This window comes from Streptomyces sp. NPDC052773 (genome assembly GCF_044547145.1).
Classification (GTDB): domain Bacteria; phylum Actinomycetota; class Actinomycetes; order Streptomycetales; family Streptomycetaceae; genus Streptomyces.
In genome coordinates this window covers 101,054-126,198 of the sequence record NZ_JBITZX010000010.1, presented here as the reverse complement: position 1 = coordinate 126,198, position 25,145 = coordinate 101,054, and the positions used below count along the sequence as shown (strand labels likewise).

Annotated in this window: 23 protein-coding genes and 1 pseudogene; 19 read left to right on the top strand and 5 right to left on the bottom strand. The window is 72.0% G+C overall.

Annotated features, from left to right (window positions below; all coding sequences use genetic code 11):
• The first annotated feature begins 202 nt into the window (after positions 1–202).
• From ACIG0D_RS22695 to ACIG0D_RS22680, 4 genes are all read left to right on the top strand, one after another.
• On the top strand, positions 203–1,813 hold the full coding sequence (locus ACIG0D_RS22695; RefSeq protein ID WP_399803691.1) for a TROVE domain-containing protein: 1,611 nt from the start codon (positions 203–205) through the stop codon (positions 1,811–1,813).
• 53 nt (positions 1,814–1,866) lie between these two features.
• Positions 1,867–2,454, top strand: a complete 588-nt coding sequence (locus ACIG0D_RS22690; RefSeq protein WP_399803688.1) for a GNAT family N-acetyltransferase — start codon at positions 1,867–1,869, stop codon at positions 2,452–2,454.
• A gap of 104 nt (positions 2,455–2,558) precedes the next feature.
• Positions 2,559–3,314, top strand: coding sequence for a restriction endonuclease (locus ACIG0D_RS22685; protein WP_399803685.1), 756 nt, complete (start codon positions 2,559–2,561; stop codon positions 3,312–3,314).
• Positions 3,315–3,751: 437 nt separating this feature from the next.
• Positions 3,752–4,597 carry a CAP domain-containing protein gene (locus tag ACIG0D_RS22680; RefSeq protein ID WP_399803682.1) on the top strand — a complete coding sequence of 282 codons (846 nt, stop codon included), beginning with the start codon at positions 3,752–3,754 and terminating at the stop codon, positions 4,595–4,597.
• A 126-nt stretch (positions 4,598–4,723) separates the two neighbouring features.
• On the opposite strand, the gene ACIG0D_RS22675 is transcribed toward ACIG0D_RS22680, so the two are convergent.
• Positions 4,724–5,014, bottom strand: coding sequence for a hypothetical protein (locus tag ACIG0D_RS22675; RefSeq protein WP_399803679.1), 291 nt, complete (start codon positions 5,012–5,014; stop codon positions 4,724–4,726).
• A gap of 141 nt (positions 5,015–5,155) precedes the next feature.
• On the opposite strand from ACIG0D_RS22675, the gene ACIG0D_RS22670 reads away from it, so the two are divergent.
• Positions 5,156–5,587 (top strand): SAM-dependent methyltransferase, encoded by a 432-nt coding sequence (locus tag ACIG0D_RS22670; RefSeq protein ID WP_399803676.1) that lies wholly within the window; start codon positions 5,156–5,158, stop codon positions 5,585–5,587.
• 74 nt (positions 5,588–5,661) lie between these two features.
• Here the strand turns inward: ACIG0D_RS22670 and ACIG0D_RS22665 are convergent, their stop codons facing one another.
• Positions 5,662–6,252: a dihydrofolate reductase family protein gene (locus ACIG0D_RS22665; RefSeq protein ID WP_399803674.1), complete on the bottom strand. Its 591-nt coding sequence runs from the start codon at positions 6,250–6,252 to the stop codon at positions 5,662–5,664.
• A 117-nt stretch (positions 6,253–6,369) separates the two neighbouring features.
• Positions 6,370–7,257 carry a GntR family transcriptional regulator gene (locus tag ACIG0D_RS22660; protein ID WP_399804138.1) on the bottom strand — a complete coding sequence of 296 codons (888 nt, stop codon included), beginning with the start codon at positions 7,255–7,257 and terminating at the stop codon, positions 6,370–6,372.
• Between the two features lie 360 nt (positions 7,258–7,617).
• Between ACIG0D_RS22660 and ACIG0D_RS22655 the strand changes: the two genes are divergently transcribed.
• From ACIG0D_RS22655 to ACIG0D_RS22610, 10 genes and pseudogenes are all read left to right on the top strand, one after another.
• A complete protein-coding gene (locus ACIG0D_RS22655; protein ID WP_399803671.1) occupies positions 7,618–9,090 on the top strand; it encodes a cellulose binding domain-containing protein in 1,473 nt (490 codons plus the stop codon).
• 103 nt (positions 9,091–9,193) lie between these two features.
• On the top strand, positions 9,194–9,595 hold the full coding sequence (locus ACIG0D_RS22650) for a hypothetical protein (protein ID WP_399803668.1): 402 nt from the start codon (positions 9,194–9,196) through the stop codon (positions 9,593–9,595).
• 63 nt (positions 9,596–9,658) lie between these two features.
• A pseudogene (locus ACIG0D_RS22645) lies at positions 9,659–10,243 on the top strand (amidohydrolase family protein); the annotation flags it as partial.
• A gap of 117 nt (positions 10,244–10,360) precedes the next feature.
• The gene (locus tag ACIG0D_RS22640; protein ID WP_399803665.1) at positions 10,361–11,221 is read left to right on the top strand and encodes an ABC transporter ATP-binding protein; all 861 of its coding nucleotides are present in this window, start codon (positions 10,361–10,363) and stop codon (positions 11,219–11,221) included.
• The gene (locus ACIG0D_RS22635; protein ID WP_399803662.1) at positions 11,218–12,204 is read left to right on the top strand and encodes an ABC transporter substrate-binding protein; all 987 of its coding nucleotides are present in this window, start codon (positions 11,218–11,220) and stop codon (positions 12,202–12,204) included. Before ACIG0D_RS22640 ends, ACIG0D_RS22635 begins: the two co-directional genes overlap by 4 nt.
• A gap of 4 nt (positions 12,205–12,208) precedes the next feature.
• Positions 12,209–14,275 (top strand): iron ABC transporter permease, encoded by a 2,067-nt coding sequence (locus ACIG0D_RS22630; protein ID WP_399803659.1) that lies wholly within the window; start codon positions 12,209–12,211, stop codon positions 14,273–14,275.
• 275 nt (positions 14,276–14,550) lie between these two features.
• Entirely contained in the window at positions 14,551–15,978 is a 1,428-nt protein-coding gene (locus tag ACIG0D_RS22625) for a phosphatase PAP2 family protein (protein ID WP_399803656.1), read from the top strand.
• 104 nt (positions 15,979–16,082) lie between these two features.
• Positions 16,083–16,694, top strand: coding sequence for a hypothetical protein (locus ACIG0D_RS22620; protein WP_399803653.1), 612 nt, complete (start codon positions 16,083–16,085; stop codon positions 16,692–16,694).
• Between the two features lie 119 nt (positions 16,695–16,813).
• Positions 16,814–18,064, top strand: coding sequence for an NAD(P)/FAD-dependent oxidoreductase (locus ACIG0D_RS22615; protein ID WP_399803650.1), 1,251 nt, complete (start codon positions 16,814–16,816; stop codon positions 18,062–18,064).
• A 167-nt stretch (positions 18,065–18,231) separates the two neighbouring features.
• Complete coding sequence (locus tag ACIG0D_RS22610; protein ID WP_399804135.1) at positions 18,232–19,185, top strand: sigma-70 family RNA polymerase sigma factor; 954 nt, start codon at positions 18,232–18,234, stop codon at positions 19,183–19,185.
• A 103-nt stretch (positions 19,186–19,288) separates the two neighbouring features.
• Here the strand turns inward: ACIG0D_RS22610 and ACIG0D_RS22605 are convergent, their stop codons facing one another.
• On the bottom strand, positions 19,289–19,867 hold the full coding sequence (locus ACIG0D_RS22605) for a helix-turn-helix domain-containing protein (protein ID WP_399803647.1): 579 nt from the start codon (positions 19,865–19,867) through the stop codon (positions 19,289–19,291).
• Positions 19,868–19,996: 129 nt separating this feature from the next.
• Here ACIG0D_RS22605 and ACIG0D_RS22600 point away from each other — a divergent pair, with 129 nt between their 5' ends.
• The 4 genes from ACIG0D_RS22600 (at position 19,997) to ACIG0D_RS22585 (ending at position 23,523) form a co-directional block, all read left to right on the top strand.
• Positions 19,997–20,833 carry an EamA family transporter gene (locus ACIG0D_RS22600; protein WP_399803644.1) on the top strand — a complete coding sequence of 279 codons (837 nt, stop codon included), beginning with the start codon at positions 19,997–19,999 and terminating at the stop codon, positions 20,831–20,833.
• 103 nt (positions 20,834–20,936) lie between these two features.
• Complete coding sequence (locus ACIG0D_RS22595) at positions 20,937–21,587, top strand: FMN-binding negative transcriptional regulator (protein WP_399803642.1); 651 nt, start codon at positions 20,937–20,939, stop codon at positions 21,585–21,587.
• Between the two features lie 80 nt (positions 21,588–21,667).
• Entirely contained in the window at positions 21,668–22,375 is a 708-nt protein-coding gene (locus tag ACIG0D_RS22590) for a B3/4 domain-containing protein (protein ID WP_399803639.1), read from the top strand.
• Positions 22,376–22,641: 266 nt separating this feature from the next.
• Entirely contained in the window at positions 22,642–23,523 is an 882-nt protein-coding gene (locus tag ACIG0D_RS22585) for an SDR family oxidoreductase (protein ID WP_399803636.1), read from the top strand.
• Positions 23,524–23,638: 115 nt separating this feature from the next.
• Here the strand turns inward: ACIG0D_RS22585 and ACIG0D_RS22580 are convergent, their stop codons facing one another.
• Positions 23,639–25,114 carry a DUF6882 domain-containing protein gene (locus tag ACIG0D_RS22580; RefSeq protein WP_399803633.1) on the bottom strand — a complete coding sequence of 492 codons (1,476 nt, stop codon included), beginning with the start codon at positions 25,112–25,114 and terminating at the stop codon, positions 23,639–23,641.
• Between the last annotated feature and the right edge of the window lie 31 nt (positions 25,115–25,145).

The following is a 25,145-nucleotide window of genomic DNA, read 5'->3' as shown; positions in this document are numbered from 1 at the left end:
TGGCGACGCGACCGCGTCTTCCGATGCGCTCGGCTGCGGCTACTTCCTTCGACAACCAAGTGACGCCGCCGCCCCTTTGGATCTCGGAAGGCGCGGGCGTCTCGCCCCGGCGGACCTTTTCGGCCGGGGCCGTCCCGTCCTTCGAATCCGGGGGGATTCGCTGCCTCGTCACACCCCGCGCGTCTCCAAGATGTGGTCCGAGATGCTCGTGGCCCCGCACATCGCGGCCACCGCCCGCTCCCCGCGGCCACCCCAGCCCCACGCCACGCCCGCCCGGCCGGCGTTGCGCACGTACGAGAGCGGCCCGGCCTTCGTCCGCGAGCCGCGCGAGGAACTGTTCCTCCTCGCGGTCGCCAACTTCGTCACCCAGCGCACCTTTTACGAGAACGGCGAGGAGAGAGACGACCGGTACACCCGTCTCGTCGGCGAACTCGCCGTCCAGGATCCCGTGTGGACGGCCGGCCTGCTGCGCTGGCTGCGCGGCGAGGGCAACATGCGCACGGCGTCTCTCGTCGGCGCCGCCGCGTACGTACGGGCCCGCCTCGAAGCCGGGGCGACCGAAGGCCCCTCCAACCGGTCCGTCATCGACTCGGTGCTCCAGCGCGCCGACGAGCCCGGCGAGCTGCTCGCCTACTGGATGTCGGCCCACGGGCGGAACGTGCCGCAGCCGGTGAAACGGGGCATCGCCGACGGCGTACGCCGGCTGTACACGTCCCGGTCCCTGCTCAAGTACGACACCGCCTCCAAGGGCCTGCGCTTCGGCGACGTGCTCAACCTGGTGCACGCCTCGCCCGACCCGGCCAAGCCCTGGCAGGGCGCGCTCTTCCGGTACGCCCTGGACCGCCGCCACCACCCCGAGCGGGCGGTTCCCCCGGCCTCCGACCACCTGCTGACCGCCCACCGGGCACTGATGGAGACGGCCGTGGACGAGCGGCGGGCCTTGGTGACCGGGCCGGGCGGCGCCGAGCGGCTGGCCGCGGCCGGCATGACATGGGAGGCCCTGGCGGGCTGGCTGCACGGACCGATGGACGCCGCCGTCTGGGAAGCCGTGATCCCCACGATGGGACCGATGGCGCTGCTCCGGAACCTGCGGAACTTCGACGAGGCGGGGATCTCCGACGACGTGGCCGCCCAGGTCGCCGCACGGCTCTCCGACGCCTCCGAGGTCGCCCGGTCCCGGCAGTTCCCCTTCCGCTACCTCGCCGCCCACCAGCACGCGCCGTCGCAGCGCTGGGCGGCGGCGCTGGAACGGGCCCTGGGCCACTCCCTGGCCAACGTCCCCGCCCTGCCCGGCCGGACCCTGATCCTGGTGGACCGGTCCGACTCGATGTTCTGGGACACCGTCTCCGAGCGGTCCAAGCTGACCCGGGCGGACGCGGCTGCCGTGTTCGGCACGGCGCTGGCCATGCGCGCCGAGCAGGCGGACCTGGTGGAGTTCGGCTGGCGCAGCGCAGCGGTGCCGTTCGCCCCGGGCGAGCCCGTGCTCGAGGTGCTGAAGCGGTTCCACAGCCTCGGAGGCACCCACACCGCGAAGGCGGTGCGGACCCATTACCGGCAGCACGACCGGGTCCTGATCGTCACCGACGAGCAGGCCGCCCCCCACGGCCCCGGCGGACCGGCCGAACCGGTCCCGGCCGACATCCCCGTCTACACATGGAACCTGGCGGGGTACCGCCCCGCCCACGGCCCCACGGGCCCCCACCGGCACACCTTCGGCGGCCTCACGGACGCCGCGTTCCGGATGGTCGGCCTCATCGAGGCGGGCCGCGAGTCGACTTGGCCCTGGACGACGCCGGACCTCCACACCGGCTGAGAAGATCACTTATCCGTTTGCCGCCGGACGGCCCGGTCGGATAGGAAGCTTGGATGCTGAGGGGCGACAAGGTCGGGCTCAGGGCCCGGCACGACGAGGACATACCGATCCTGCGGACCGAGCTCTACGACGACGTGGCCAACGCCGTGCGGGCCGAAGGCGGACCGTGGCGGCCGATCACACCCGGCTCGAAGGATCCACGACTCGTCGTGGACGACAAGAACGAAGCGCTCGTCCAGTTCTCCGTGGTGGAGCTGGAGAGCGGCTCGCTCGTCGGCACGGCGGCGCTCTGGGGCATCGACAACCACAACCGGTCCGCGCACCTCGGGCTGGGCCTTCTGCCGTCCTGCCGCGGCAAGGGCTACGGCACCGACGTGGTCGCGGTGCTCTGTCACTACGGTTTCGTCGTGCGCGGCCTGCACCGGCTGCAGATCGAGACGCTGTCGGACAACACCGCGATGCTGCGCTCCGCCGAGCGCAACGGCTTCGTCCGCGAGGGCGTGCTGCGTTCCTCGGCCTGGGTGATGGGCGAGTTCATGGACGACGTGATCCTCGGACTCCTCGCCGAGGACTGGAAGCCGGCCCCCGAGCGCCCGGACTCGAAGGCCCCGGACGCGAACGACTCGGACGCGAAGGCTTAGGCCACCGCACCGACCGGGACGACCTCCCGTTCGGCGGTGAACGATCGGATCGCGGGCACACGCCGTGAGTGGTTCGTTCCGACGCCAAGGGAGGATTGAGGTCGGTGGCCGTGCCCGAGCGCCCCAGGCGCATCCCTTATCGCGAGCGCCCTTTCGACCTGCGGGCGACCGCCGTCTTCTTCGGCCTGGCCGCGCTGCTCCTGGTCATCGTGGGGCTGTCGGCTCGTACGGTCGTGGAGGTGGCCGAACGGCGACCTGCCTGGGTGGTGGTCCTTTCCCTGTTCGCTGTCGCCTTGTTCCTGGCCTGGCGGCGCAACCGCAGCCGCCGCATACCGATATCACGCCTGGCGCGCCGCACCACCGAGGCACTGGAGGAAGCCACGGCGACCACGCTGGAAGCCGTGGAGGAGGACCAGGCCGACGCGGTCCGCGGTGACGAGACGACCGCCGTCCTCGACTACGCGGCCCTGAGCGCCGACGCCTTCGAGCAGGCCATAGCGGACTTGTGCGTGCGCGACGGCTGCTCACAGGTGAGCGTGGTGGGCGGGGCGGGGGACCTGGGCGCCGACGTGGTGGCGTCGGCACCCGACGGCCGGCGTGTCGTCATCCAGTGCAAGCGCTACGGAGACGACAACAAGGTCGGCTCGCAGGACCTGCAACGTTTCGGCGGTACCTGCTACACCGTTCACGAGGCGGACGTGGCCGTGTTCGTCACGACCAGCGACTTCACCGCACCGGCCGAGGAGTACGCCGCCCAGTGCGGAATCGTGTGTGTGAACCACGAGGTCCTGCGGGCCTGGAGCGAAGGCCTGGCGGCACCGCCATGGGCGGCGCTCGGACCGGGCGACAGCCCTCGCTGAAGCCATCGACGACGGCGACGGCGTCCGTTCCCGGTTCCGTGACATCCATCACACGGCCACGGGCCAATGACCCCGCTGGATAGTAGATGGCGCCGAGGGTGACATAAGGGACTTGTCCGTCTTGATGCCGACGTAGTTGGCCCCCGGTCGGACGGACATGCAGCACACCTTCCACCTCCGCCCGCCATCCGACAGGCAAGGGTTTCTGACGGGGTGTCTCGGACGCGGCAAGGCGCCGTAAGCCGAACCAGCACACCGCTCCGCCCCAGGCAAGGGGCACCGACCCTACGGCCCGAGGTAGTAGGACAGCCCGTTGCCCCGTCGACGCGGCCCTTCTAAGAATGACGACCCGCAGTACGTCTCCGCAGCTCAGGAGCGGAGTCTGCGCGGAGCAAACCGCACCAGGGGCGCTCCGCGCGTACCGAGTGAGGTCTCGCATGGGCAAGCATCGCAAGAAGAGGCACAACCGACGAATAGTGATCGGCGTCGTCGCCATGAGCGCTGTGGCGGTTCCGTCGGTTGCCGTGGCGTGCGGCGACTGGCAGAACGGCGAGGAAAGCCGGTTCCGCAGCGCCGCGAAGAGCGCGGCCGACGAGTGGAACGACAGGGACGACACCTGGCGGAAGGGCGAAGACCGGGACAGCCACTGGAAGGGTCACCGGCACGACAGCGAGCCCACCTCGACGCCGTCGCCGACGGCGACCCCCTCGACGAGCACCCCGAAGCCGACGGTGCCGACGCCCAAGGCGACCACCGCTCCGAGCACTCCGAAGCCGACGGTGCCGACGCCCAAGGCGACCACCGCTCCGAGCACCCCGAAGACCACCCCGACCCCCACCCCTCCGAAGGCCACCGCCTCGGCGACCCCCTCCGCCGCCGGCACCCCGCAGGCCACCCCCACGGCGTCCGGGGCCGTCGCCCGCATCGTGGAACTCGTCAACGCCGAGCGCGGCAAGGCCGGTTGCTCGCCGGTGAAGCCGAACGCGACCCTGACCAAGGCCGCGCAGGCGCACAGCGAGGACATGGCGGCCCACCGGAACATGTCGCACACCGGTTCCGACGGGTCCTCCCCGGGCGAGCGGATCACGCGCGCGGGCTACAACTGGAGCACCTACGGCGAGAACGTCGCCTACGGCTACTCCACTCCCGAGCAGGTCATGGCGGGCTGGATGTCCAGCCCCGGCCACAAGGCCAACATCCTCAACTGCGGGTTCAAGGAGATCGGCGTCGGGCTCGCCCAGCCCGGCAACTACTGGACCCAGGACTTCGGAACGGCCCGGTGAGCCGCACCGGATAGCGCCGGGCTGCGATGGAACGGTGGGTGGTGGGCGGCAGACGTCGTTCACCACCCCGCCGGACTCGTCAGCGACGGGCGGGACGGTCAGACCCCAGCCCGCCCCTGGCTCCGATCACGAACCGGGTGTCTCCGGCTCCTCGTGCTGAACCTTCTGCCGCACCTTCTCCTCCACCTCGTACTGCGGCACCCGCGTCGCCGCCGCGTACTCGGAGACCGCGGCCCGGGCGTCGCGGGCCAGGTCCCGCCAGGCGCGCCACGCGGTCTCGTACGTCTCGGTCTGCGGCCCGCTCCAGCCGCCGTCCGCCGTCGGCGACCCGTACTGGTCCCGCAGCTCCTCGACCCGGTTCTGGGCCTGCTCCGCCGCGCGCTGCAGCGCGACCAGCTCGTCGAAGGTGCGTCCCACTCTCCGATCGTAAGAAGCGATGCCCGCCGGCGCGCGTCGGACCGCCGTGATCTTCCCTGGTCCGGGGCGGAGACATGGGGCTTCCCGGCGAGCCTGCCGAGCCGTCGCGCGGTGTCCGCGCGCTTCGGATAGCGTCAACGCATGTCGCAGCTCTCCCAACGTCTCGCCGAGGCCGTCGACGCGCTGCCCCTGGAACCGCACCTGCGCGTCCTGGAGATCGGGTGCGGGCCCGGTGCCGCGGCCCGGGCAGTGGCGGCGCGACTGGACACCGGGCACATCGTGGCGATCGACAGATCCGCCGCGGCGGTGGCCCTGGCGCGGGAGGCCTGCGCCGAGGAGATCGCGTCCGGTCGGCTCACCGTGCGCCGGTGCGCCGCCGAGGACTTCGTCCCGCTGCCCGGTGAGGGGCCGTTCGATCTCGTCTTCGCCTTCCGGGTCGGCGCGCTCGACGGCCGCCACCCGGAGGCCGGCCATCGGGCCATGTCCCGCATCGCCGCCGCGCTCGCACCCGCGGGGCGGGTGTTCATCGACGGGGGAGACCCCTTGCGCGAATTGTCCGTGCCCGGCGAGTAACCGGACCGACACGGACGGTCATCAGCGGCCGAAAGCTCCCTCGACCGACCCGACTGGCGCGAGCGAGCCGTCGATCACCGTCCGACAGGCTCGTATACGGCGATGATCACTCCTGTTCCTGTCGTCGTGCTCTCGGTCAGCCGGAAGGCGTTCAGCTGCGAACCGGAGTCGGGGAACAGCCGCCGGCCCGAGCCCAGGGTCAGCGGGTGGACGAGGAGGACGAGCTTGTCGACGAGGCCGTGAGGCAGCAGCGACCGGACCAGCACCCCGCTCCCGAACACGACCAGATTCTCCTCCACCTCGTCCTTCAGCCTCGCCACGGCAGCCACGGCGTCGCCTGGGAGCAGGACGGAGTTCTGCCAGGTCAGAGGCTCGGCCAGGGTCGTCGACGCCACGTACTTGCGGGCGCGGTCGAGCGCCTCGGTGTACGGATTCGGATCCTGCCGGGGCCAGTAGTCCGCGAAACGCTCGTAGGTCGTCCGCCCGGCCAGCAACGACCAGGAATGCGTCATGTGCGCGCCCATCACCTCCTGCATCGCGGGATCCTGCGCCTTGGCCGCCCAGCCGCCGTGCGCGAAGCCGTCCCGGCGGTCTTCGTCGGGATGCCCGGGCGCCTGCATCACTCCGTCGAGCGTCAGATGCTCGATCACCACGACCTTGCCCACTGCTACGCCCTCCTCGGGGACCGTGGCCCGGGTGCTCCCGGCCCACTCCACTCCATTCCAGAGACGACAGACCCTTGGAAAGGGCGCAACTCATCGCTCGCCGACGAGCGGCGACACCTATCCCTGAACGTCTCCGAGCGTCGAGGCCGCCACCGGCCGGCCGTGGGCGAGGTCGCCGGGTGGGATGCCCGGATGGTGGCCGGCCGGCGGCTCGGTGGGGACGGTGTCCGCGGCGAGCTTCAGACGGGAGACGATGCGGTAGCGGTCACCTCGATAGAGCGAGTGGACGTATTCGACGGGGCGCCCGGTGGAGTCGCTCGTCAGGCGCTCGAAGAGGAGGGCGGGGAAGAGTTCGGGTACGTCCAGTACCTCCGCCTCGGCACGCGTCACCACCGTGGGTTCGATCGACTGCGTCGCCTCGCTCACGTGCACGCCGTGGTGGGTGCGCAGATGCTGGTACAGATCGCCGTGCTCCAGTTCGCGAGCGGTGAGGCCGGGGACCAGGGCGGCGGGGATGTGCAGGTGCTCGATGGCCATGGGGGAGCCGTCGACCAGCCGCAGCCGGGCGACGTAGAAGATGTCGGCGGCGGGGGAGAGGCGCAGTTTGCGGCCCACCCGGGCGCCCGCCGGCATGGTGGTGAACTCCAGGAGCCGGCTGGTCCAGGTGCCCGCCGCCTGCGGCACGCTGAGCGAGTACCTGTCCTGCACGAGTTCCTGGGTGATCTTCTCGGGGGCGACGAACACACCCCGCCCGTGCTCGCGGACGAGGATGCCGGCGGTGACCAGTTCGTCGACGGCCGCCCGCAAGGTGGGCCGCGAGACGCCGAGTTGGACGCACAGCGTCCGCTCCGAGGGGATGGCGTCCCCCGGACCGCGCTCCTCGACCATGGTCAGCACCGCGTCGCGGACCCGCTCACGCTTGAGGACACCACCGGGGCGGATCCCGCCCGGCCCGCCCGCCCGGGGCGCCGCGACCCCCGTGGGCGTCCCGGGCGCTCCCGCCATCGCACCGCCGGCCGTCCCAGCCGTTCCCGGCTCCGGCTCCCTCTCGCCCATCCGCGCCGCCCCCTCTCCCGCGCCGGTACCGCGTGCACGCATCTGACCAGCTTCGGCCATCCGACCGCAAGGGGTCACTGGTAAGGACCAGTCGACGACCGTCGATCGACGGCCGCTCGACTGCCGATGGTCGGCCGGCGCCGCCAAAGTCCGTTCACGGGCGGGGGGTTGACGACCTGATTGGTCTATGCCAGCTTCTTCCCACACCACCAGGTCGCTTGTCCAGTGAGGCAACTGGTCAGGTGTCCGGGATGCTGCTCCGCCTGCCCCACGTACCACCGCCCCCCACCCCACGGAGAGGACATCACCGTGACCAGCCACGACAACCGACCGGCGCGGCCACGCCGCACCAGGCTGCGTGCCGTCCTCGCGACGGCGGCCGTCACCGCCCTCGGTGCCACCACCCTCGCCGCCCTGCCCGCCACCGCCTCCACCACCGAAGGCACCGACGGCGCCGGCGGGCTGACGGTGCAGTACCGCACCAGCGCCTCAGGCCCCACCGCCGACCAGAGCGAGCCCTGGTTCAAGGTGAGGAACACCTCCACCACCGCCCTCCCGCTGAGCGAGGTCAAGCTCCGCTACTACTTCAAGGCGGACTCGCCCGGCGCCACCTACCGCTTCGCCTGCTCCTGGGCGGCCAAGGGCTGCGCCCACATCACCGGGACCTTCGGCACCCTCGCCCACCCCACCGACACCGCCGACCGCTACCTGGAGATCGGCTTCACCACCGGCGCCGGAACCCTGGCCCCCGGCGCGGACACCGGCGACATGCAACTCCGCTTCCACCAGTCCACCTGGCAACCGCTGCGGCAGAGCGACGACTACTCCTTCGGCGCGAGCCAGACCGCCTACGGCGACTGGGCCAAGGTCACCGCCACCCGCGCCGGCAGCCTCGTCTGGGGCTCCGCCCCGGCCGGCAACAGCCCCACCGACCCGCCGACCACCCCGCCGCCCACCACACCCCCGCCCGGCGGCTCGGGGACCCTCTGGGACGACTTCAGCTACAGCTCCCACACCGACCCGAAGATCTCCGCCAACGGCTGGTCCGTACGCGCCAACTCCGGCGGTCCCGGCGTCCCCGGCGCCACCTGGGACCCCTCCAACGTCACCTTCTCCACCGCCAACGGCAACACCGTCATGACGCTGGAGACCTCGACCGCGGGCACCGCCGCCACCACCGAGCACACCGAAGTCCTCACCAAGGCGACCAAGTTCAAGAACGGCACCTACGCCGCCCGCGTCAAGTTCAGCGACGCCCCCCGGTCCGGGCCCGACGGCGACCGCGTCGTCCAGACCTTCTTCACCATCAACGACCTCAAGGCCCCGATGGCCGACGACTACGCCGAGTACGACTTCGAGTACCTCCCCAACGGCGGGTGGGGCGAGCCGTCCAACATCCTCTACACGACCTCCTGGGAGACCTACAACCCCGACCCCTGGCAGGCGGTCAACCAGCACACCGAGAGCCGCCAGAGCTACGCAGGCTGGCACGACCTCGTCGTCACCATCGACGCCACCTCCATCAAGTACTACGTCGACGGCCGCCTCTTCGGCACCCACGACGCCGCCTACCTGCCCGAACGCCCCATGTCCATCAACTTCAACCAGTGGCTGATCGACCTCCAAGGCCAGACGTCCACGACGCCGCGCGCCTACGAGCAGCAGGTCGACTACGTCCTCCACGTCAAGGACCAGGTCCTGACCCCGGCCCAGGTCGACGCCAAGGTCGCGGCGTACCGGGCGGCCGGGACCGCGTTCGAGGACACGGTGCCCACGAGCTGACCGACGCCGGGTTGTCAGTGGCCTACTGCATGATGCGGAGACTGATCGACATCGTCACAGCTGGGTAGGCGCTTGGGGTCGTCCAGCTGGAGGAGGCCACGTGATGCTGCCCGTCCCCGGTCCGTCCCCGTCACCCGACACGCGACACCGGCGGACCGCACCGGCGCGGATCCTGTCGCACCGGAGCCGGTCCGCCGCCCCCCTCAGCGCGGGCGGCGCCGAACTGCTGCGGATCATCGCCGACCCCGCGACGCCGGTATTCCTCACGGTGCACGCGGGTGGCCGCCGCAGATACTGCTACTGGCAGCCGCTCGACGACCGCAGCGGCCGGGGCAGTTGCTATGTGGCCCTGCCCACCGACGAGTGCGACGCCCTCCACCGGGCCGGCCGGATCGCCCTCGGCGACCCCGTCGTGGACCCCGCCCGGACCATCTACCGCGTCCGGGCGGTGGACACGAGAGCAGGCGCGGCACGGGCGGCCCGGCGGGAGGCGCGTACGGCGTGAGCGCCCGCACCGGTCGACGGCGCCGGCCGGACGCGGGCACGCCGCGGCCGATCGCGCCTCGACGCGGTCGCCCACGCCCGGGCGGTCAACGGTCCGCGCGACGCCCGCCACCAGGTGGTCCACGTGGAGTGCCTGGACCCGGCGGACGTACCGCGCTTCGCCGAGCTGGGGGTGGTGGCCTGCATGCAGCCACGCCACTGCGCGCCGGAGATCGCCGGCCCCGGACGGGACTGGGCGGAGAACATCGGCGCGGACCGCTGGCACAAGGCGTGGCCGATGCGCAGCCTGCACGAGGCCGGCGCGGTCCTCGCCTTTTCCAGCGACTGGAACGTGGCCGAGATGGACCCCATGGTGGGCCTGTACACGGCGGTCACCCGCCGCCCGCTCGACGGGGGAGGGGACGGTGAGCCGTGGCGCCCGGAGGAGACGGTGGACATCGAGACCGCCGTACACGGCTACACGATGGGTTCCGCGTACGCCAACTTCCTGGAGAACGACCTCGGTTCGCTGACCGTGGGCAAGCTCGCCGACTTCGTGGTGCTCTCCCGCGACATCCTGCGCCGCGATCCCCGGGACATACCCGGGACAGTGGCCGAGACGGTCGTGGTCGGCGGCGCGGTGGTCCACATGGTCCATACGGCCGCCTAGCGGCCCGCACCGCCTGAACATCGCCGAGGCGTCGGCGGAACTTGGCGGGATTCCCTCTTGCGCCCGGGCGGAGGCCGCTCCCTTCCTTGATTGATTAGGTTAGGCTAACCTTGCGGCGTGCGAGTTGGTGATGAGTCCTCCGCGGACATACGGCCCCAGGGCCACGAACTGTCGGCCACGGGCGTGACGGTGGCGTACGACGGCGTCGACGTCGTTCACGACGCCTCCATGACGCTGCGGCCCGGCGAGGTGACGGTTCTGGTGGGGCCGAACGGCAGCGGCAAATCGACGCTGCTGCGCACGCTCGCACGCCTGCAACGGCCCAGGGCCGCACAGCTCGTCATCGACGACGGCCTCGACGCGCTCGCCCTGAGCCACCGTGAGTTCTCCCGGCGCGTCGCGCTGCTGACCCAGGGCCGCCCCACGCCCAGCGGTCTGACGGTACGGGACGTCGTCGAGTTCGGCCGCTACCCGTACCGGGGGCGCTGGGGCAAGAGCGACCCGGACGGCCCGGCCGCCGTGGACCGCGCCCTCGCCCTCACGGGCGTCGCCGACCTCGCCGACCGAGGCGCCGAGCACCTGTCCGGGGGACAGCTCCAGCGGGTCTGGCTCGCCGGCTGCCTCGCCCAGGAGACCGGCGTCCTCCTCCTCGACGAACCCACCACCTACCTCGACCTGCGCTACCAGGTCGAACTCCTCGACCTCATCCGCGACCTGGCGGACGACCACGGCATCGCGATCGGAGCCGTCCTGCACGACCTCGACCAGGCGGCGGCCGTCGCCGACCGGATCGTCCTGCTCCACGCGGGCCGGGTCGTCGCCGACGGCCTCCCCGAGGACGTCCTGACGGCGCGGCGGCTGACCGACGCGTACGGCATCCGCATCGAAGTCGACACCGACCCGCTGACCGGCCGGCTGCGCACCCGCGCGATCGGCCGGCACCACACCCGAAGCGAAAGGCTCACCACCACCCCATGAGACGCCTCCTCCTCACCGCGACGGCCGCCACCGTCGCGGCCCTCACCCTGTCCGCCTGCGGGACCACCGAGCCCGCCGCGGACGACACGGCGAAGAAGCCCGCCGAGCGCATCACCCTGACCGACGCCTCGGGGAAGAAGGTCGAACTCGACGGACCGGCCGAGAAGGTCGTCGGCACCGAGTGGCACGAGGTCGAGCTGCTGGTGTCGCTGGGCGTGGACCCGGTCGGCGTCGCCGACGTCAAGGGCTACAAGACCTGGAACACCGCCGTCCCGCTCGAGAACGAACCCAAGGACATCGGCACCCGCGGCGAGCCCAGCGTGGAGACCATCGCCGCCCTGAAGCCGGACCTCGTCGTCGCGAGCACCGACCTGCCGCCGGCCGCCGTCAAGCAGCTGCGCAAGGTCGCCCCGGTGCTGGAGGTGCGTTCCGCCGACGCGTCCGACCCGATCGGGCAGATGAAGCGGAACCTGGACCTGCTCGCGAAGGCCACCGGCACCACCGAGCGCGCCGGGAAGATCAAGGAAGAGTTCGACGCGAAGGTCGCCGAGGGTGAGAAGGCGCTCGCCGACGCCGGCCTCGCGGGCGCGAAGTACGCCTTCGCCGACGGCTACGACATCTCCAACCAGGTCTCGATCAGGCCCTTCACCAGCGGCTCGCTCATCGGCGCGGTCAACGAGAAGCTGGGCCTGAAGAACGACTGGGCGGTCAAGGGCGACGAGAGCTACGGACTCGCCTCCACCGACGTCGAGGGCCTGACCAAGCTGAGCGACGACGTCCACTTCGCCTACATCGGCAACGACGGCGACAAGAACAGCACCCCGTTCACCGGCAAGCTCGCCGACGACAAGGTGTGGACCTCGCTGCCGTTCGTGAAGAAGGGCAACGTCCACCGGCTGCCCGACGGCATCTGGATGTTCGGCGGTCCCGGATCGATGACCCAGTACGTCGACTCCGTCGTCGCCGCCCTGACGAAGAAGTAGGACCATGGCCGTCACCGCGACCCCGCCCGCCACCCGTCCACCCGCGGCCCCGTCCCGGACGGGCGCGGCCGCGGTGACGACCGCGCTGATCCTCCTGGTCACCGTCCTCGCCCTGGTGGACATCACCCAGGGCACGGCCGCCGTGGGCCCCCGGGAGGTCTGGAAGGCCCTGACCGGGCAGGCCGATCCGGCGGACGCCTCCGTCGTCATCGCCTCCCGGCTGCCGAGGATGGCCGCGGGCCTGCTCGTCGGCATCGTGCTCGGCATGGCGGGCGCCGCCCTCCAGGCGGTCAGCCGCAACGTCCTCGCCTCACCCGACACCCTCGCCGTCAACGCCGGCTCCTACCTGGCCCTCGGGCTGGTCGCCGTCACCGGCGTCTCCCTGCCGCTGCTCGCCTCCTCCGGCGTCGCCTTCGTGGGCGGTCTCGCGGCGGCGGCCGTCGTACTCGGCCTGTCCGGCCTCGGCACCGGCACCGTCCGGCTCGTCCTCGCCGGCAGCGCCCTCACCCTCGGCCTCACCGCCGTCACCGAAGGACTGCTGCTGCTGTTCCCCCGGCAGACGGAGGGCCTGTACGCCTGGAACCAGGGCAGCATCTCCCAGAACGGCTTCGACGGCGTACTGCAGATGGCTCCCGTCGGCGTCATCGGCCTCGCCGGGCTGCTCCTCCTCGCCCGCCGGATCGACGCGCTCTCCCTCGGCGACGACGCCGCACGCGGCCTCGGCGTGCCGGTCCGCACCACCCGCGTCACCACGGTCGTCATCGCGGCCCTGCTGTCCACGGCCGCCGTGACCCTGGCCGGGCCGATCGGCTTCGTCGGTCTGTGCGCCCCCGCCCTGGTCCGCCCCCTGGCCCGCCGCCACCGTACGTTCACCCGGACCCGCGCCGGCATTCCGGCCGCCGGTCTCGTCGGTGCCGCACTCGTGCTCGGCTCGGACGTGCTGCTGCGCGCCGTCATACCCGCCGACACCGCCGTCGCCGTACCCACCGGCGTCGTCACCAGCCTCGTGGGCGCGGTCTTCCTGGCCGTCATGGCCACCCGGGTCCGCGACACCGCAGGCGCCCCCGCGACGGACCGGCTGCGCATCCGCAGCCGCGCCCTGTTCCTCACCACCACCGCCGTCCTGGCCGTCTGCCTCGTCGGCGTGACCGTCGCCGCCGTCCTGCTGGGAGACGCCAAGCTGCTCCTGGGCGACGTGGTGAACTGGGCGCAGGGCCGGGCCGGGCAGACCGTCGCGTTCGTCCTCGACACCCGGGTGCCCCGCGTCCTCGCCGCCCTCCTCGCGGGCGCGGCCCTCGCCCTGGCCGGCACGCTCGTCCAGGCCGTCACCCGCAACCCGCTCGCGGAACCCGGCATCCTCGGCGTCTCCGGCGGCGCCGCGGTCGGTGCCGTACTGCTCGTGACGACCGTGCCGTCGGCCGGCTCGTGGAGCGTCGCGGGGGCGGCGTTCGCGGGCGCCGCGATCAGCTCGGCCCTCGTCTTCGGCCTCTCCGCACGCGGCGGCTTCCGGCAGAACCGCCTCGTCCTGGTCGGATTCGGCGTGGCGACCGGCGCAGCCGCCCTGATCAGCCTGCTCATCATCCTCACCGACCCGTTCAACGCGACCAAGGCCCTCACCTGGCTCTCCGGCTCCACCTACGGCCGCTCGCTGCCCGACGTGGTCCCGCTCGCGATCGCTCTCGCCCTGGGCCTGCTCCTCGCCGTCGCCCGGCGTACGGAACTCGACCTCGTCTCGCTCGACGAGGACACCCCGAGACTCCTCGGGCTCGACCTGGGCCGCGGGCGCCTCGGCTTCCTCCTGCTGAGCGTCCTGCTCAGCGCCACCGCCGTGGCCGCAGCCGGCACGATCGGCTTCGTCGGACTCGTGGCCCCGCACGCCGCCCGCGCCCTCGTGGGCCGGCGGCACGTCCGCGCCGTCCCGGTGGCGGTGCTCCTCGGCGCCACCCTCGTGTGCACCGCCGACCTGCTGGGCCGCACGGTGATCGCACCGGCCCAGCTCGGCGCCGGCCTGATGACCGCGGTGATCGGCACGCCGTACTTCCTCCACCTCCTGCTGCGCAGCCGCCGGTAAGGGGTCGGCAGGGGGGCATGGCGGAGGGGGGACGTGCCGCGCGGGGGCCCGCCGGTTTCCCTCGACTTCGTCGGAGGTGGCACCTCCGAAGGGCGGGAACCGTCTTCCCTGGCGGCCCGAGCCGTTTCCCGGAACGTCCCCCGAACGTTCCGGGGACGGCCCGGATCGTTCCCCGCACCGCTCCGCTAACATGTTCGAGCTCGCGAGGACACCCCCAATTGCCCACCCCTGACCGGAAAAAATTGGCCGAAGAATTGATATCCAGAGCATCGCGGGTGTTTTCGCGAACAAAAGGCAGAAACACCTCTCCCGCCCCGCGCCGGTCCCGAACGCTCCTGTGGGCCGCCGCCGGCGCGCTGACCCTCGGATTCCTCGTCGCCCTGGAGATCGCCGCCCGCCGCTACGGCGTGGCCGGACCGATCACCAACCAGGCGCGAGAGGTGCTTTATCCACCCAAATCGGGCGGACTGCTCTACGCCAGCATGGCGCTGATGATGGTGGTCCTCACCTGGCGGCAGCGACTGCTCGCACTCGCCGCCGCGATCGGCATCGACCTCGCCTTCCTCCTCGTCCGCTGGGCGGCCGGCATCGAGGTCACCGGGGGCCACCCCTTCGGCAACGGCGCGCTGTGGGTGGTGCTGGGCTGCGCGGTCATCGCCCTCACCCGCCGCACCGGCTCCGAGCGCGCCCTGCTGCTGAAGGGCGTCGGACTGGGCCTGCTGCTCATCACCGGCCGCAAGACCGGCGACACCTGGCTGCTCATCACCGCCGAGACCCGCCCGGACGTCCTCGACCCGTACGTCGCGATCGCCGACCACGCCCTGGGCGACCCGTCCTGGCTGGTGGGCCGGGTCGTCGAGGCCACCGGAGCCGTCGGCTACAACCTCCTCGACTTCGTCTACGGCCAACTCCCCGTCGCCGCCGTCATCGTCGCCCTGTACCAACTGCGCAACGTCGCGACCGAGCGCCGCTTCCCCCGCCACCACCTGGTGCGCAGCTTCCTGCTGATCGGCCTTCTCGGCCCCGCCGTCTACATGATCTACCCCGTCGTCGGGCCGATCTTCGCCTACGGCACCGGCACCGAGCACTGGGCCTCGGTCAGCATCTGGTCCGACACCTGGCCCACCCGTCAGTGGGCGGTGGCCGAACTCTGGCCGACCACACCCCCGCCGCTCACCACCCCCCACCCCATCCCGTTCGACGAGATCACCCCCCGCAACTGCATGCCCAGCCTCCACACGGCCTGGGCCACCGCCATCTTCATCCACACCCGCGACAGCCCGCGCCTCCTGCGTCACGCCGGCGCCTTCTGGCTGGTGGCCACGCTCTGCGCCACCCTCGGATTCGGCTACCACTACGGCGTCGACCTCATCGCCGGCGTCGTCTTCGTCCTCACCATCGAGGCGGGTCTCCGCTCGTTCGACCGCGGCTGGGACCGAGCGGGACTCCAGCTGGTCGCCTACGGCACCACCGTCTTCGCCGCGCTCCTGGCGTCGTACTTCTACCTGCCGACGGAACTGGCGCGGTATCCCTGGCTGTCCGGCCCCGTCCTGCTGCTGGCGATGGCCTCGGTCGTCTACGGCTACGTCCGGACCAACGCCGCCCGGGAAGCCGAAGCCGCATCGACTCAGGGCGGGGGACTCGCGATCGCTCAGGAGACACCCCGACCGCCCCTCGCCGACACCGCCGACGCCGGCCGTTGACGACCGTGGGCCGGACCGCGTACAGCTCGACCACGGGCGTACTCAGAGCACTCTGAGTACGCCCACTCATGATCGGCAAGCGGTCCACGCCTACCGTCGCCCTCATGGAAACGTCCCCGACCTCCACCGGCACCACCACCGCGACACGTACGTCGGTATGGCCCATCGGCTGCACGATCGCGGTGCTCGTCCTCACCGTCCTGGCCGGGCTGGGGGCCTGGGCGCTGGCCGAGCTGGAGAAGGGACTTGACGGGTACGGGCAACTGGAGCAGAGCGGAGCCTCGGGAAGCGTCGCGGACCCGCTCGGCCCCGGCATGACGGCGCGGTACGAAGACGGCCTGGAGATCACCGTCGGCGCACCGCGGCGGGAGCCCGACGGCACCTACCGCTTCACCGTCACCTACGACAACGGCACCGACGAGGACCTGCACCTGGGCGACGAGACGCCCCAGGGCAGCGTCTCCGCCTACGGTCCCGCACCGCTCGTCGTCCGCCCCGGAAAGTCCCTCGACGCCTACGTCACCGGCTTCGACCTGACGTGGCTCAACGAGGAGGCATCCGCCCGGGCGCTCATGCCCCCGCTCGCCGCGGACGACAAGCGCACGGTGCCCGTCCACATCAGTGCCACCCGCCCCGGAATCCCCGTCACGGTGGAAGTGGCCGTCCCCGACGCCGGCTACCGCGAGACCGCCTACTTCCAGCTCACCGCCGGTTGACCCCGCCCCGGCGCCCCTCCTGTCGCGCTGTGACACACGCCACACGCGCTTCCTGTCAGGAATCGAGGCGCTGTCCCGCTCAAGTGACCGGGAACAAGCGAACCGACAGGGAGCGACACATGAAGCACCGCATCGTCGTCCTCGGCGCCGGCTATGCCGGGGCCTACGCGGCAGGGAACCTGGCCCGGCGGCTGTCCCCGGCGGACACCGAGATCACCGTGGTCAACGCCGATCCGGACTTCGTCGAGCGCCTGCGGCTGCACCAGCTCGCGGCCGGCCGGGAGATCGAACCCCGCAAGCTCGCCGACGTCTTCGCGGGCACGGGGATACGCCTGCGCCTGGCCCGTGTCACCGCCATCGACCCCGACCGCCGGATCGTCACCGTGGCCGACGCCGACGGCACCGACGGCACCGACGGCACCGACGGCACCGACGGCGGCGTCGACGGGGGCGGCGAACTCGGCTACGACACGCTGCTGTACACGCTCGGCAGCCACGTCGCCGACCACGGCGTCCCGGGCGTGGCCGAACACGCCTTCGACGTCACCGGCCGCCCCTCGGCGCTGCGCCTGCGCGAGCACCTGGACAGCATGAGCGGGCGGGGCCGAGGCGGGAACGTCCTGGTCGTCGGCGACGGGCTCACCGGCATCGAGACCGCCACCGAGATCGCCGATTCCCGGCCCGGCCTGTCGGTGACGCTGATCGCCCGCGGCGAACTGGGCGCCCCGCTCTCCGCCGGAGCCCGCGGCCACCTGCGCCGGGCCTGCGACCGGCTGGGCATCACCGTCCTGGAGCACACCACCGTCGAAGCCGTCGAAGCGACCCGGGTGCTGTGCGCCGACGGCACCGCCCTCGCGTCCGACGCGACCGTGTGGACGGCCGGCTTCTCGGTCGACCCCATCGCCGCCGCGGGCGGGCTGGAGGTCACCGAGAACGGCCGGATCGTCGTCGACCGCACCATGCGGTCGGTCTCGCACCCGAATGTCTACGCCGCCGGCGACAGCGCCTACGTCATCGGCGACAACGGCCGCCCAATGCCGATGTCCTGCGCTTCGGCCGGCGACACCGCCCGCCAGGCCACGGAGGCGATCGTCGGACACCTGACGGGCCGTAAGGCCGCGACCGTCAGACTGACCTACGTGGGCAACCACATCAGCCTCGGACGGCGGGACGGAATCCTGCAGATGGTCGACGACGAAGGGCGGGCGAAGCCGAAGTACATGGGAGGCCCGAAAGCCGCACGCATCAAGGCGGGCATCCTCGCGATCTCCCTGTGGGCCGTCTCGCACCCGACCTTCGGCCTGCCCAGGCGCAGGCACCGCTGCCTGACCACCGCGCAGGTCGCGTCCACCGAGAAGGCGGTCGCGTAGCGGCACCGTCCGACGACAGACACCCACACGCACACACCCACCAGCCACTACGAGCGACGCGGACGCGGCCCATGACCCTGCCCAGTGCCCAGCCCGGTACCCCGCCCGACAACCCTTGCACGACCAGGGTGTTGCGCGCGGACACCACAGCGCCCGATCGCCTCGACATCGATCGCTTCGACACCGATCGCTTCGACACCGAACGGTTCGAGGCCGGCCGGAACCGGCTGGCCTCGCTGGCGTACCGGCTGCTGGGCTCCGCCACGGACGCCGAGGACGCCGTGCAGGACGCGTTCCTGCACTGGCAGTCCGCCGACCGGCAGCGCATCAAGGTGCCCGAAGCGTGGCTGACCAAAGTGGTCACCAACCTCTGCCTCGACCGGCTCCGCTCGGCCCGGGCCCGCCGCGAACGCGCCGTCGGCACCTGGTTGCCCGAACCGCTCCTCGACGGCGACCCGATGCTCGGCCCCGCCGACACCTTCGAGCAACGCGAGTCCGTCTCCCTGGCCGTGCTGACCCTCATGGAGCGTCTGTCACCCCTGGAGCGGGCCGTCTACGTCCTGCGCGAAGCGTTCTCCTACGGCCACGCCGAGATCGCCCGGATCCTCGACATCACCGAGTCCGCGAGCCAGCAGCACCTCCACCGGGCCCGGCGCCGCATCACCGCCGCGCGCCGCGACGGCGGCGAAGTCGACCCGGCGTCCGCCCGCAGGATCGTCGAGGAGTTCTTCGCCGCCGCCTCATCGGGCCGCACCGAACGCCTGGTGGCCCTGCTCACCGACGACGTGACCGCGGTCTCCGACGGCGCCGGCCTGACCAGGACGCTGCTGCGGTACGACACCCCGCAGCGCGTCGCCGCCGTCGCACGGGCCGGCTTCAAGTCCACACCCGCGAAACGGCGACTCGCGGGCGGCACCCTCGCCGTCCACTACGCGCACGTCAACGGCGCCCCCGCGATCCTCTTCGTGCTGGGCGACCAGGTCGTCGGCGCCGTGACGTTCGACATCACCGACGACAGGATCGCAACGGTACGCGGCATCGCCGCCCCGACCCGCCTGACCCGCCTCACCGAAGCCTGGCGCCGGCACGAACCCGGACCCCCGCTCACCTCCCAATGGTGACCCGCCTCCGCCCTCAGGCGCTCTTCTCGGCGGTCCGGCCGCGGCGGTCCGACCACGGCGGTCCGACCACGGCGGTCCGTCCGCGACGGCAAGGCCGCGACGCTCAGGCCGTGGGGCCGGGCGGCAGGTGGACGGTCATGATGAGGTGGCAGGTGTCGTGGCCGGCACCGCGGTAGGTGTGCGGCACGTTGGCGTCGAAGGTGGCGGTCTGCCCGGCCTGAATGGGATGTTCGGTGCCGTCGGCGACAAGGACCATCTGCCCTGAGGTGACGCTGATGGTCTCGACGACCCCGGCCTGGTGCGGGTGACTGGGGTATTCCTCACCGGGCTGGAGCCGCCACCGCCAGACCTCGACAGGGGCCGCGCCGGACGTGGTCAGCATGAGCCGGGCCTCGCTGCCCTGCTCACCGACCCACAGCGGCTCCACGGTGTCGGCGGTCACAACGCGTACGCGGCCCTCGGGCGGCCCTTCCAAGAGGGCGGACACGGAGACGCCGAGGGTGTCGGCGAGCCGGACCAGGGTGGCGAAATTCGGGTTCCCCTGCGCTCGCTCCAGGGCGACCAGCGCCCCTTTGCTGACGTTGGCACGTCGGCCGAGCTCGTCGAGGGACAGGCCCGCGCGGGTACGGGCGGCTCTGACGTTGTGCGCGAGCGTGCGCAGGGCCGCCTCTGTCTCGGCCACCTGATCACCGTCCTCCTGATCGATTCCTGACCCACTCCACTGCACCGTCCGGTCGTTTGGTTGACACAGGATGGTCGGTTCAATGTACGGTCTGGTCGTTCGGTTGCAATAGTAAGGGATGTACGTGCCGTGATCGCTGTGCTTCTTGCCCTGGGCAGCTCTCTCGCCTACGGCTGTGCCGACTTCCTCGGCGGCCTGGGCGCCCGCAAGGCCCACGTGCTGCGCACCGTGATGATCGCGGCCCCGGCCTCGCTAGCGGTCGAGCTGCTGCTCTGGCCCGTCCTCGGTGCCTCGTTCGATGCCGGCGCGCTCGGCTGGGGTGCCGCCTCCGGTGTCGCCTCGGCCGCCGCCTTCGCCCTGCTCTACCGCACGCTGGCGATCGGCCCGATGAACGTCCTCTCGCCCGTAACCGCCCTCGTCTCCGCCGCCCTCCCGGTCGGCGTCGGCCTTCTCCAGGGCGAGCACCTCGGTCTTGCCGGTCTGCTGGGCCTGCCGCTCGCGCTGACGGCGGTGGTGCTGGTCAGCGCCGGGCACGGCGCCGGCTCGGCCCGCCCGTCGAACACGGCGCTGCTGCTCGCGCTGGGCGCGGGCGCCGCCATCGCCCTCCAACTGGTCTGCCTGGACCACGCGCCGTCGGACAGCGGCGTGGCTCCGCTGATCGTCGGCCGGGCGGTCTCCTCGGCCGTCACCCTGGCCGCGGCCGGCCTGATGTACCGCAGGCTCGGACCGGAAAGGCCCGCGTACGCCGTGTCCGCCGCGGCCGGCGTGCTGGACTCGGTGGCGAACCTGCTGTTCCTCCTCGCCGCCCGCAGCGGTGACCTCGCCGTCGTCGCCGTGATCACGGCGCTCTACCCGGCCGGCACCGTCCTCCTCGCCCGCAGCGTCCTCGCCGAACGCGTCCACCGAGGCCAGCTCGCCGGCCTGGCCACCGCAGCCGTCGCCGTCAGCCTCCTGGCCCTCTCCTGACCGCCCCCTCCCGCAGATCCGCGTCCCCGCGCCCCACCCCCTCCCTCAGCACCGCGCCCCCGCGCCCCGCCCCCTTCCTCACCACCCGCCACAAGGAGCCCCCATGTTCATCCACCCCTGGGACGCGAGCCTGGACGAAGCCGAATGGCAATCCTGGATCGCCGAGGGCCACGACTTCGGCATCCTCAGCGTCAACGGCCCGGCGGGCCGGCCACCGCTGGCGGTACCCACCCACTTCACCGGCGCGAGCGGCCGTCTCCTGATCCACCTCGCCCGGCCGAACCCCGTCTGGAAGGCGATCGAGAACGACCCGAACGTCCTGTTCACCGTCTTCGGCGACTACGCCTTCATCCCCGGCCCCTGGCGCGCCCAGCCGGACATCCCGCCCACCGACGGCGTCCCCACCAGCTACTACACCGCCGTGCAGTTCACCTGCCACGCCACGATCGTCGACGACCCCGAGGCCAAGGCCGAACTGCTGCGCCACCAGATGGCCCACTTCCAGCCCGACGGCGACCACGCACCCATCGCCGCGGACCAACCCCCGTACGGACGCATGCTGCCCGGCATCCGCGGCCTGTACCTGGACGTCACCGAGGTACGGGCCAAGTTCAAGTACGACGACCACAAGCCGGTCGAACACCGGGCCGCCGTCGCGGGCCACCTCACCGAGCGCGCCCAGGGCCTCGACCTCCCCGCCGCGGCCCAGCAGCGCCGCCGCCTGGACCGCGTCGGCCCCTTCAGGCAACCCTGACACCCACCCAGGTACGCCCGCGGAACCAAGAGCACACCCCCTTCCCGCGCCCGCCCGAGGAACGAGAAAGCCCCCCTCCCATGACCGTCTTCCGCATCAGCCCCGCCGTCGCGGACGCCTTCCCCGACACCCTCATCGCCCTCGTCACCGCCACCGGCCTCGACGGCCGCGAGCCCTGGCCCGAGACCGCCGCCGCAGCGGAGAACCTGGAGCGGCAACTCGCCGACGGCGCCTGGCAGCCCGCCGACGAGACCGATCCGCGCATCGAGGCCTGGCACACCGCCTACCGCTCCTTCGGCACCAACCCCCGCCGCATCCGCCCCAGCGTCGACGCCCTCGGCCGCAGAATGGCCAAGAAGGGCACGCTGCCGCGCGTCAACCCCGCCGTCGACGCCTACAACACGGTCTCCGTCCGCCACGGCCTGCCCGCCGGCGCCTTCGACCTCGACCACGTCACCGGCGACGTCGCCATCCGGTACGCGGACGGCAGCGAGGAGTTCACGCCGCTCGGCGAACCCGGCACCGTGGAGAACCCCAAGCCCGGCGAGATCATCTACGCCGACACCACCGGCGTCCTCACCCGCCACTGGAACCACCGCGACGCCCACCGCACCCGCGTCACCGAGGACTCCGCCCGCGTCGCCTTCGTCCTCGAAACCCTCCGCTCGTCCCACGACGGCCACCTCCTGAAGACGGCGGCCGAGGAACTGCGCGCCCTGCTCACCCCGCACGCCGCCCACACCCAGGTGGTCCATCTCACCGCGGAGCAGCCTGAGGCCACCGTCTGAGAACGGGGGAGGGCGCGCCGTACCACCGACGACCGCCCCGAGGCGGACGGACCGATTCACCCTGCCGGGCGTGCCGACCAGCGTGGCGGCACTCGCAACGAGCAGCCGCGGTGATTGGCTTCACCACACGCCGGACGGCACAGCCCGCACCCGCGCGCCGGCCTCGGCAGGCCTGATCGACATCGCGGTGTCGTGGGTACTCGACCGCAGGCCGACGAACACCGGGAACCACACCGGTCGTACCCGCCGACAAGGAGGCTGACCCCGTGACCGAACAGCAGCAGGACCCCACCGAGCAGCACGCGCAGCCGGACTTCCCCGACCAGGAACAGCCGCACCCCGGCTGGACCGGGCCCATGGACCCGCCGCCGGACCACGGCGAGGAGTCGTACCGCGGCAGCGGCCGGCTGACCGACCGCAAGGCCGTGATCACCGGCGGCGACTCGGGCATCGGACGAGCGGTGGCGCTGGCCTTCGCCCGGGAGGGCGCCGACGTCCTCCTCACCCACCTCGAGGACGAGAAGGACGACGCCGCCGAGACCGTCCGGCTGGTCGAGGAGGCCGGGCGGCGGGCCGTGGCCGTCTCGTGCGACGTGCGCGAGGAGGACAACTGCCGGGCCCTGATCGAGCGCGCCGTGGACGAGTTCGGCCGGATCGACATCCTGGTCAACAACGCGGCGTACCAGATGTCGCAGCCGGACGGCATCGAGGCGATCTCCACGGAGCAGTTCGACCGCGTGATGCGGACCAACCTGTACGGCATGTTCTGGCTGTGCAAGTTCGCCCTGCCGCACATGCCCGAGGGCGGCAGCATCATCAACTCGACCTCGGTGCAGGCCTACAAGCCCAGTCCTCACCTGCTGGACTACGCGATGACCAAGGGCGCGATCGTCACGTTCACGCAAGGGCTCGCGCAGATGGTGATCGACCGGGGCGTACGGGTCAACGCGGTGGCCCCGGGCCCGGTCTGGACACCGCTGATCCCGGCGACCATGCCGGACACGCGTGAGTTCGGCAAGCAGGCGCCGATCGGCCGCCCCGCCCAGCCCGCCGAGATGGCCCCCGCGTACGTCTTCCTCGCCTCCCAGGAGGCGTCGTACATCACCGCGGAGATCGTCAACGCGACGGGCGGCATGCCCCTGCCGTAGCCGCGACGCCGCCCACACGCTCCCGGGCCGCCTGCCGATACGGACATCGGCAGGCGGCCCGTAACGTGCCCCGGCGGCCAGCGCCCCGGGAGGCCCCGGCCGTGCGGACAGCACGTCACATGGGCGCGCCCATCAGCACTCCGGGCGTGACCTGCGTGATGGTCCCGTCCGGCGCGAAGTACACCCGCACCTCGTACAGCCCCATCACGCCGCTGACGAAGTCCGGCTGCCCGTAGTGCCACACCTGCAGCCCGAGCCGCTCGAAGTACGACTGGGCCAGCGACCGCATGGTCTCGTCCCGGGTCTCCTGCTCCACCAGACCCTGAAGCCGGCTCGCACCGCCACGGATGTCCGTCACCGCCGCGTCGAGGTCGGTGATCCCGGTGTCGGAGAGGCGCTCGTCGGTGACGGCGAAGAAGTGGTTCCCGAGCGAGGTGAAGGTGTGGCCCGCCACGTTCGCCGCGGTACGGGCCAGCGCGACCGCGACCGCCTCCCGCGGCCCGTACACGGTCAAGTCCAGCTGCTCACCGCACAGTTCGGGCAGATTCCCGGCCTCCTCGGGGGCAAGCCCGGCCGCCTCCCGCAACCGGTCACGGATGTCCTCCGTCGCCGGTGCCCACCGGAACCAGCCCGCCTCGGCGTCGTAAGAGCCCAGCCGGCGTGCCTTCAAGCCCCCGCCGGGGAACCGCAACTCCCCGGCCTGTTCGTCCCACAGCGGCGGACGACCGTCGAACCCGAGGTGGTCGTCCGCGTACTGGACCATCGCCCGGGTCCGCAGGATCGAGAACGCCATCTCCCGCGCCGCCACGGCCAGCAACGGCCGCGGGAACGTCCGGTGCGGCGCGTCGGGGGAGAGCCGCGCCCCCTGCAACTCCTGTTCACCGGCCGTACCGCAGCGGGGCGCGCCCCCGCCGTCACCGGTCACCTCCACACCGACGACCCGCTCACCGCCCAGGGCCACCACGACCCGGTCGCCCCCGTCGAGCACGCCCTCCACCCGCCCGGGCCCGTACACCGGCTTGATCCCATGTCGTGCGAACCACCCCTGCACCGGCTTCAGCGCCGGACCGGGAAGCAGCGCGGCGCCGTTGCGCAGAGCCGTGGTGAGCCGGGGGACGCGCGGCTCGGCCCGCGGTACGGCGGGATCGTCGACAACCAGGAACAGCCGCCCGCGTTCGTTCACGGCACAGATCACCCCGCCCCGCGCGTCGAGCAACCCCATGCACATCAGCAGCAGATGATCGGCGGCCAGCCGTGGATCGGGGAAGTGGTTGAGGTCCGGCATCGGCTCGGTCAGCTCCGGCACACCGGCGCGCTCACCCAGCTCACGCAGCTCCCGCGACCGGACCGCGATGGCGCTGTCCCGGTACGACTCGTTGGCCCACGCCCACATCCAGGTGCCGTCCAGGGCGTACGTGCCGACGACGTGGGCGCGCAAGGTGATGCCCGAGCGCGTGACGGACGGCTCGTCCCGGTCGAACGACACCACCCCGGCCGGCACCAGGGAGTCGAAGAGGTCGAGCTGCTCGCACACCCAGGCGAGGTTCGGCCGGGCGAGGGCGAGGAGCTGGTCACTGAAGGAGGCGGTCATGAACGCTTTCCGGTAGTCGGTGGGGGCGGGC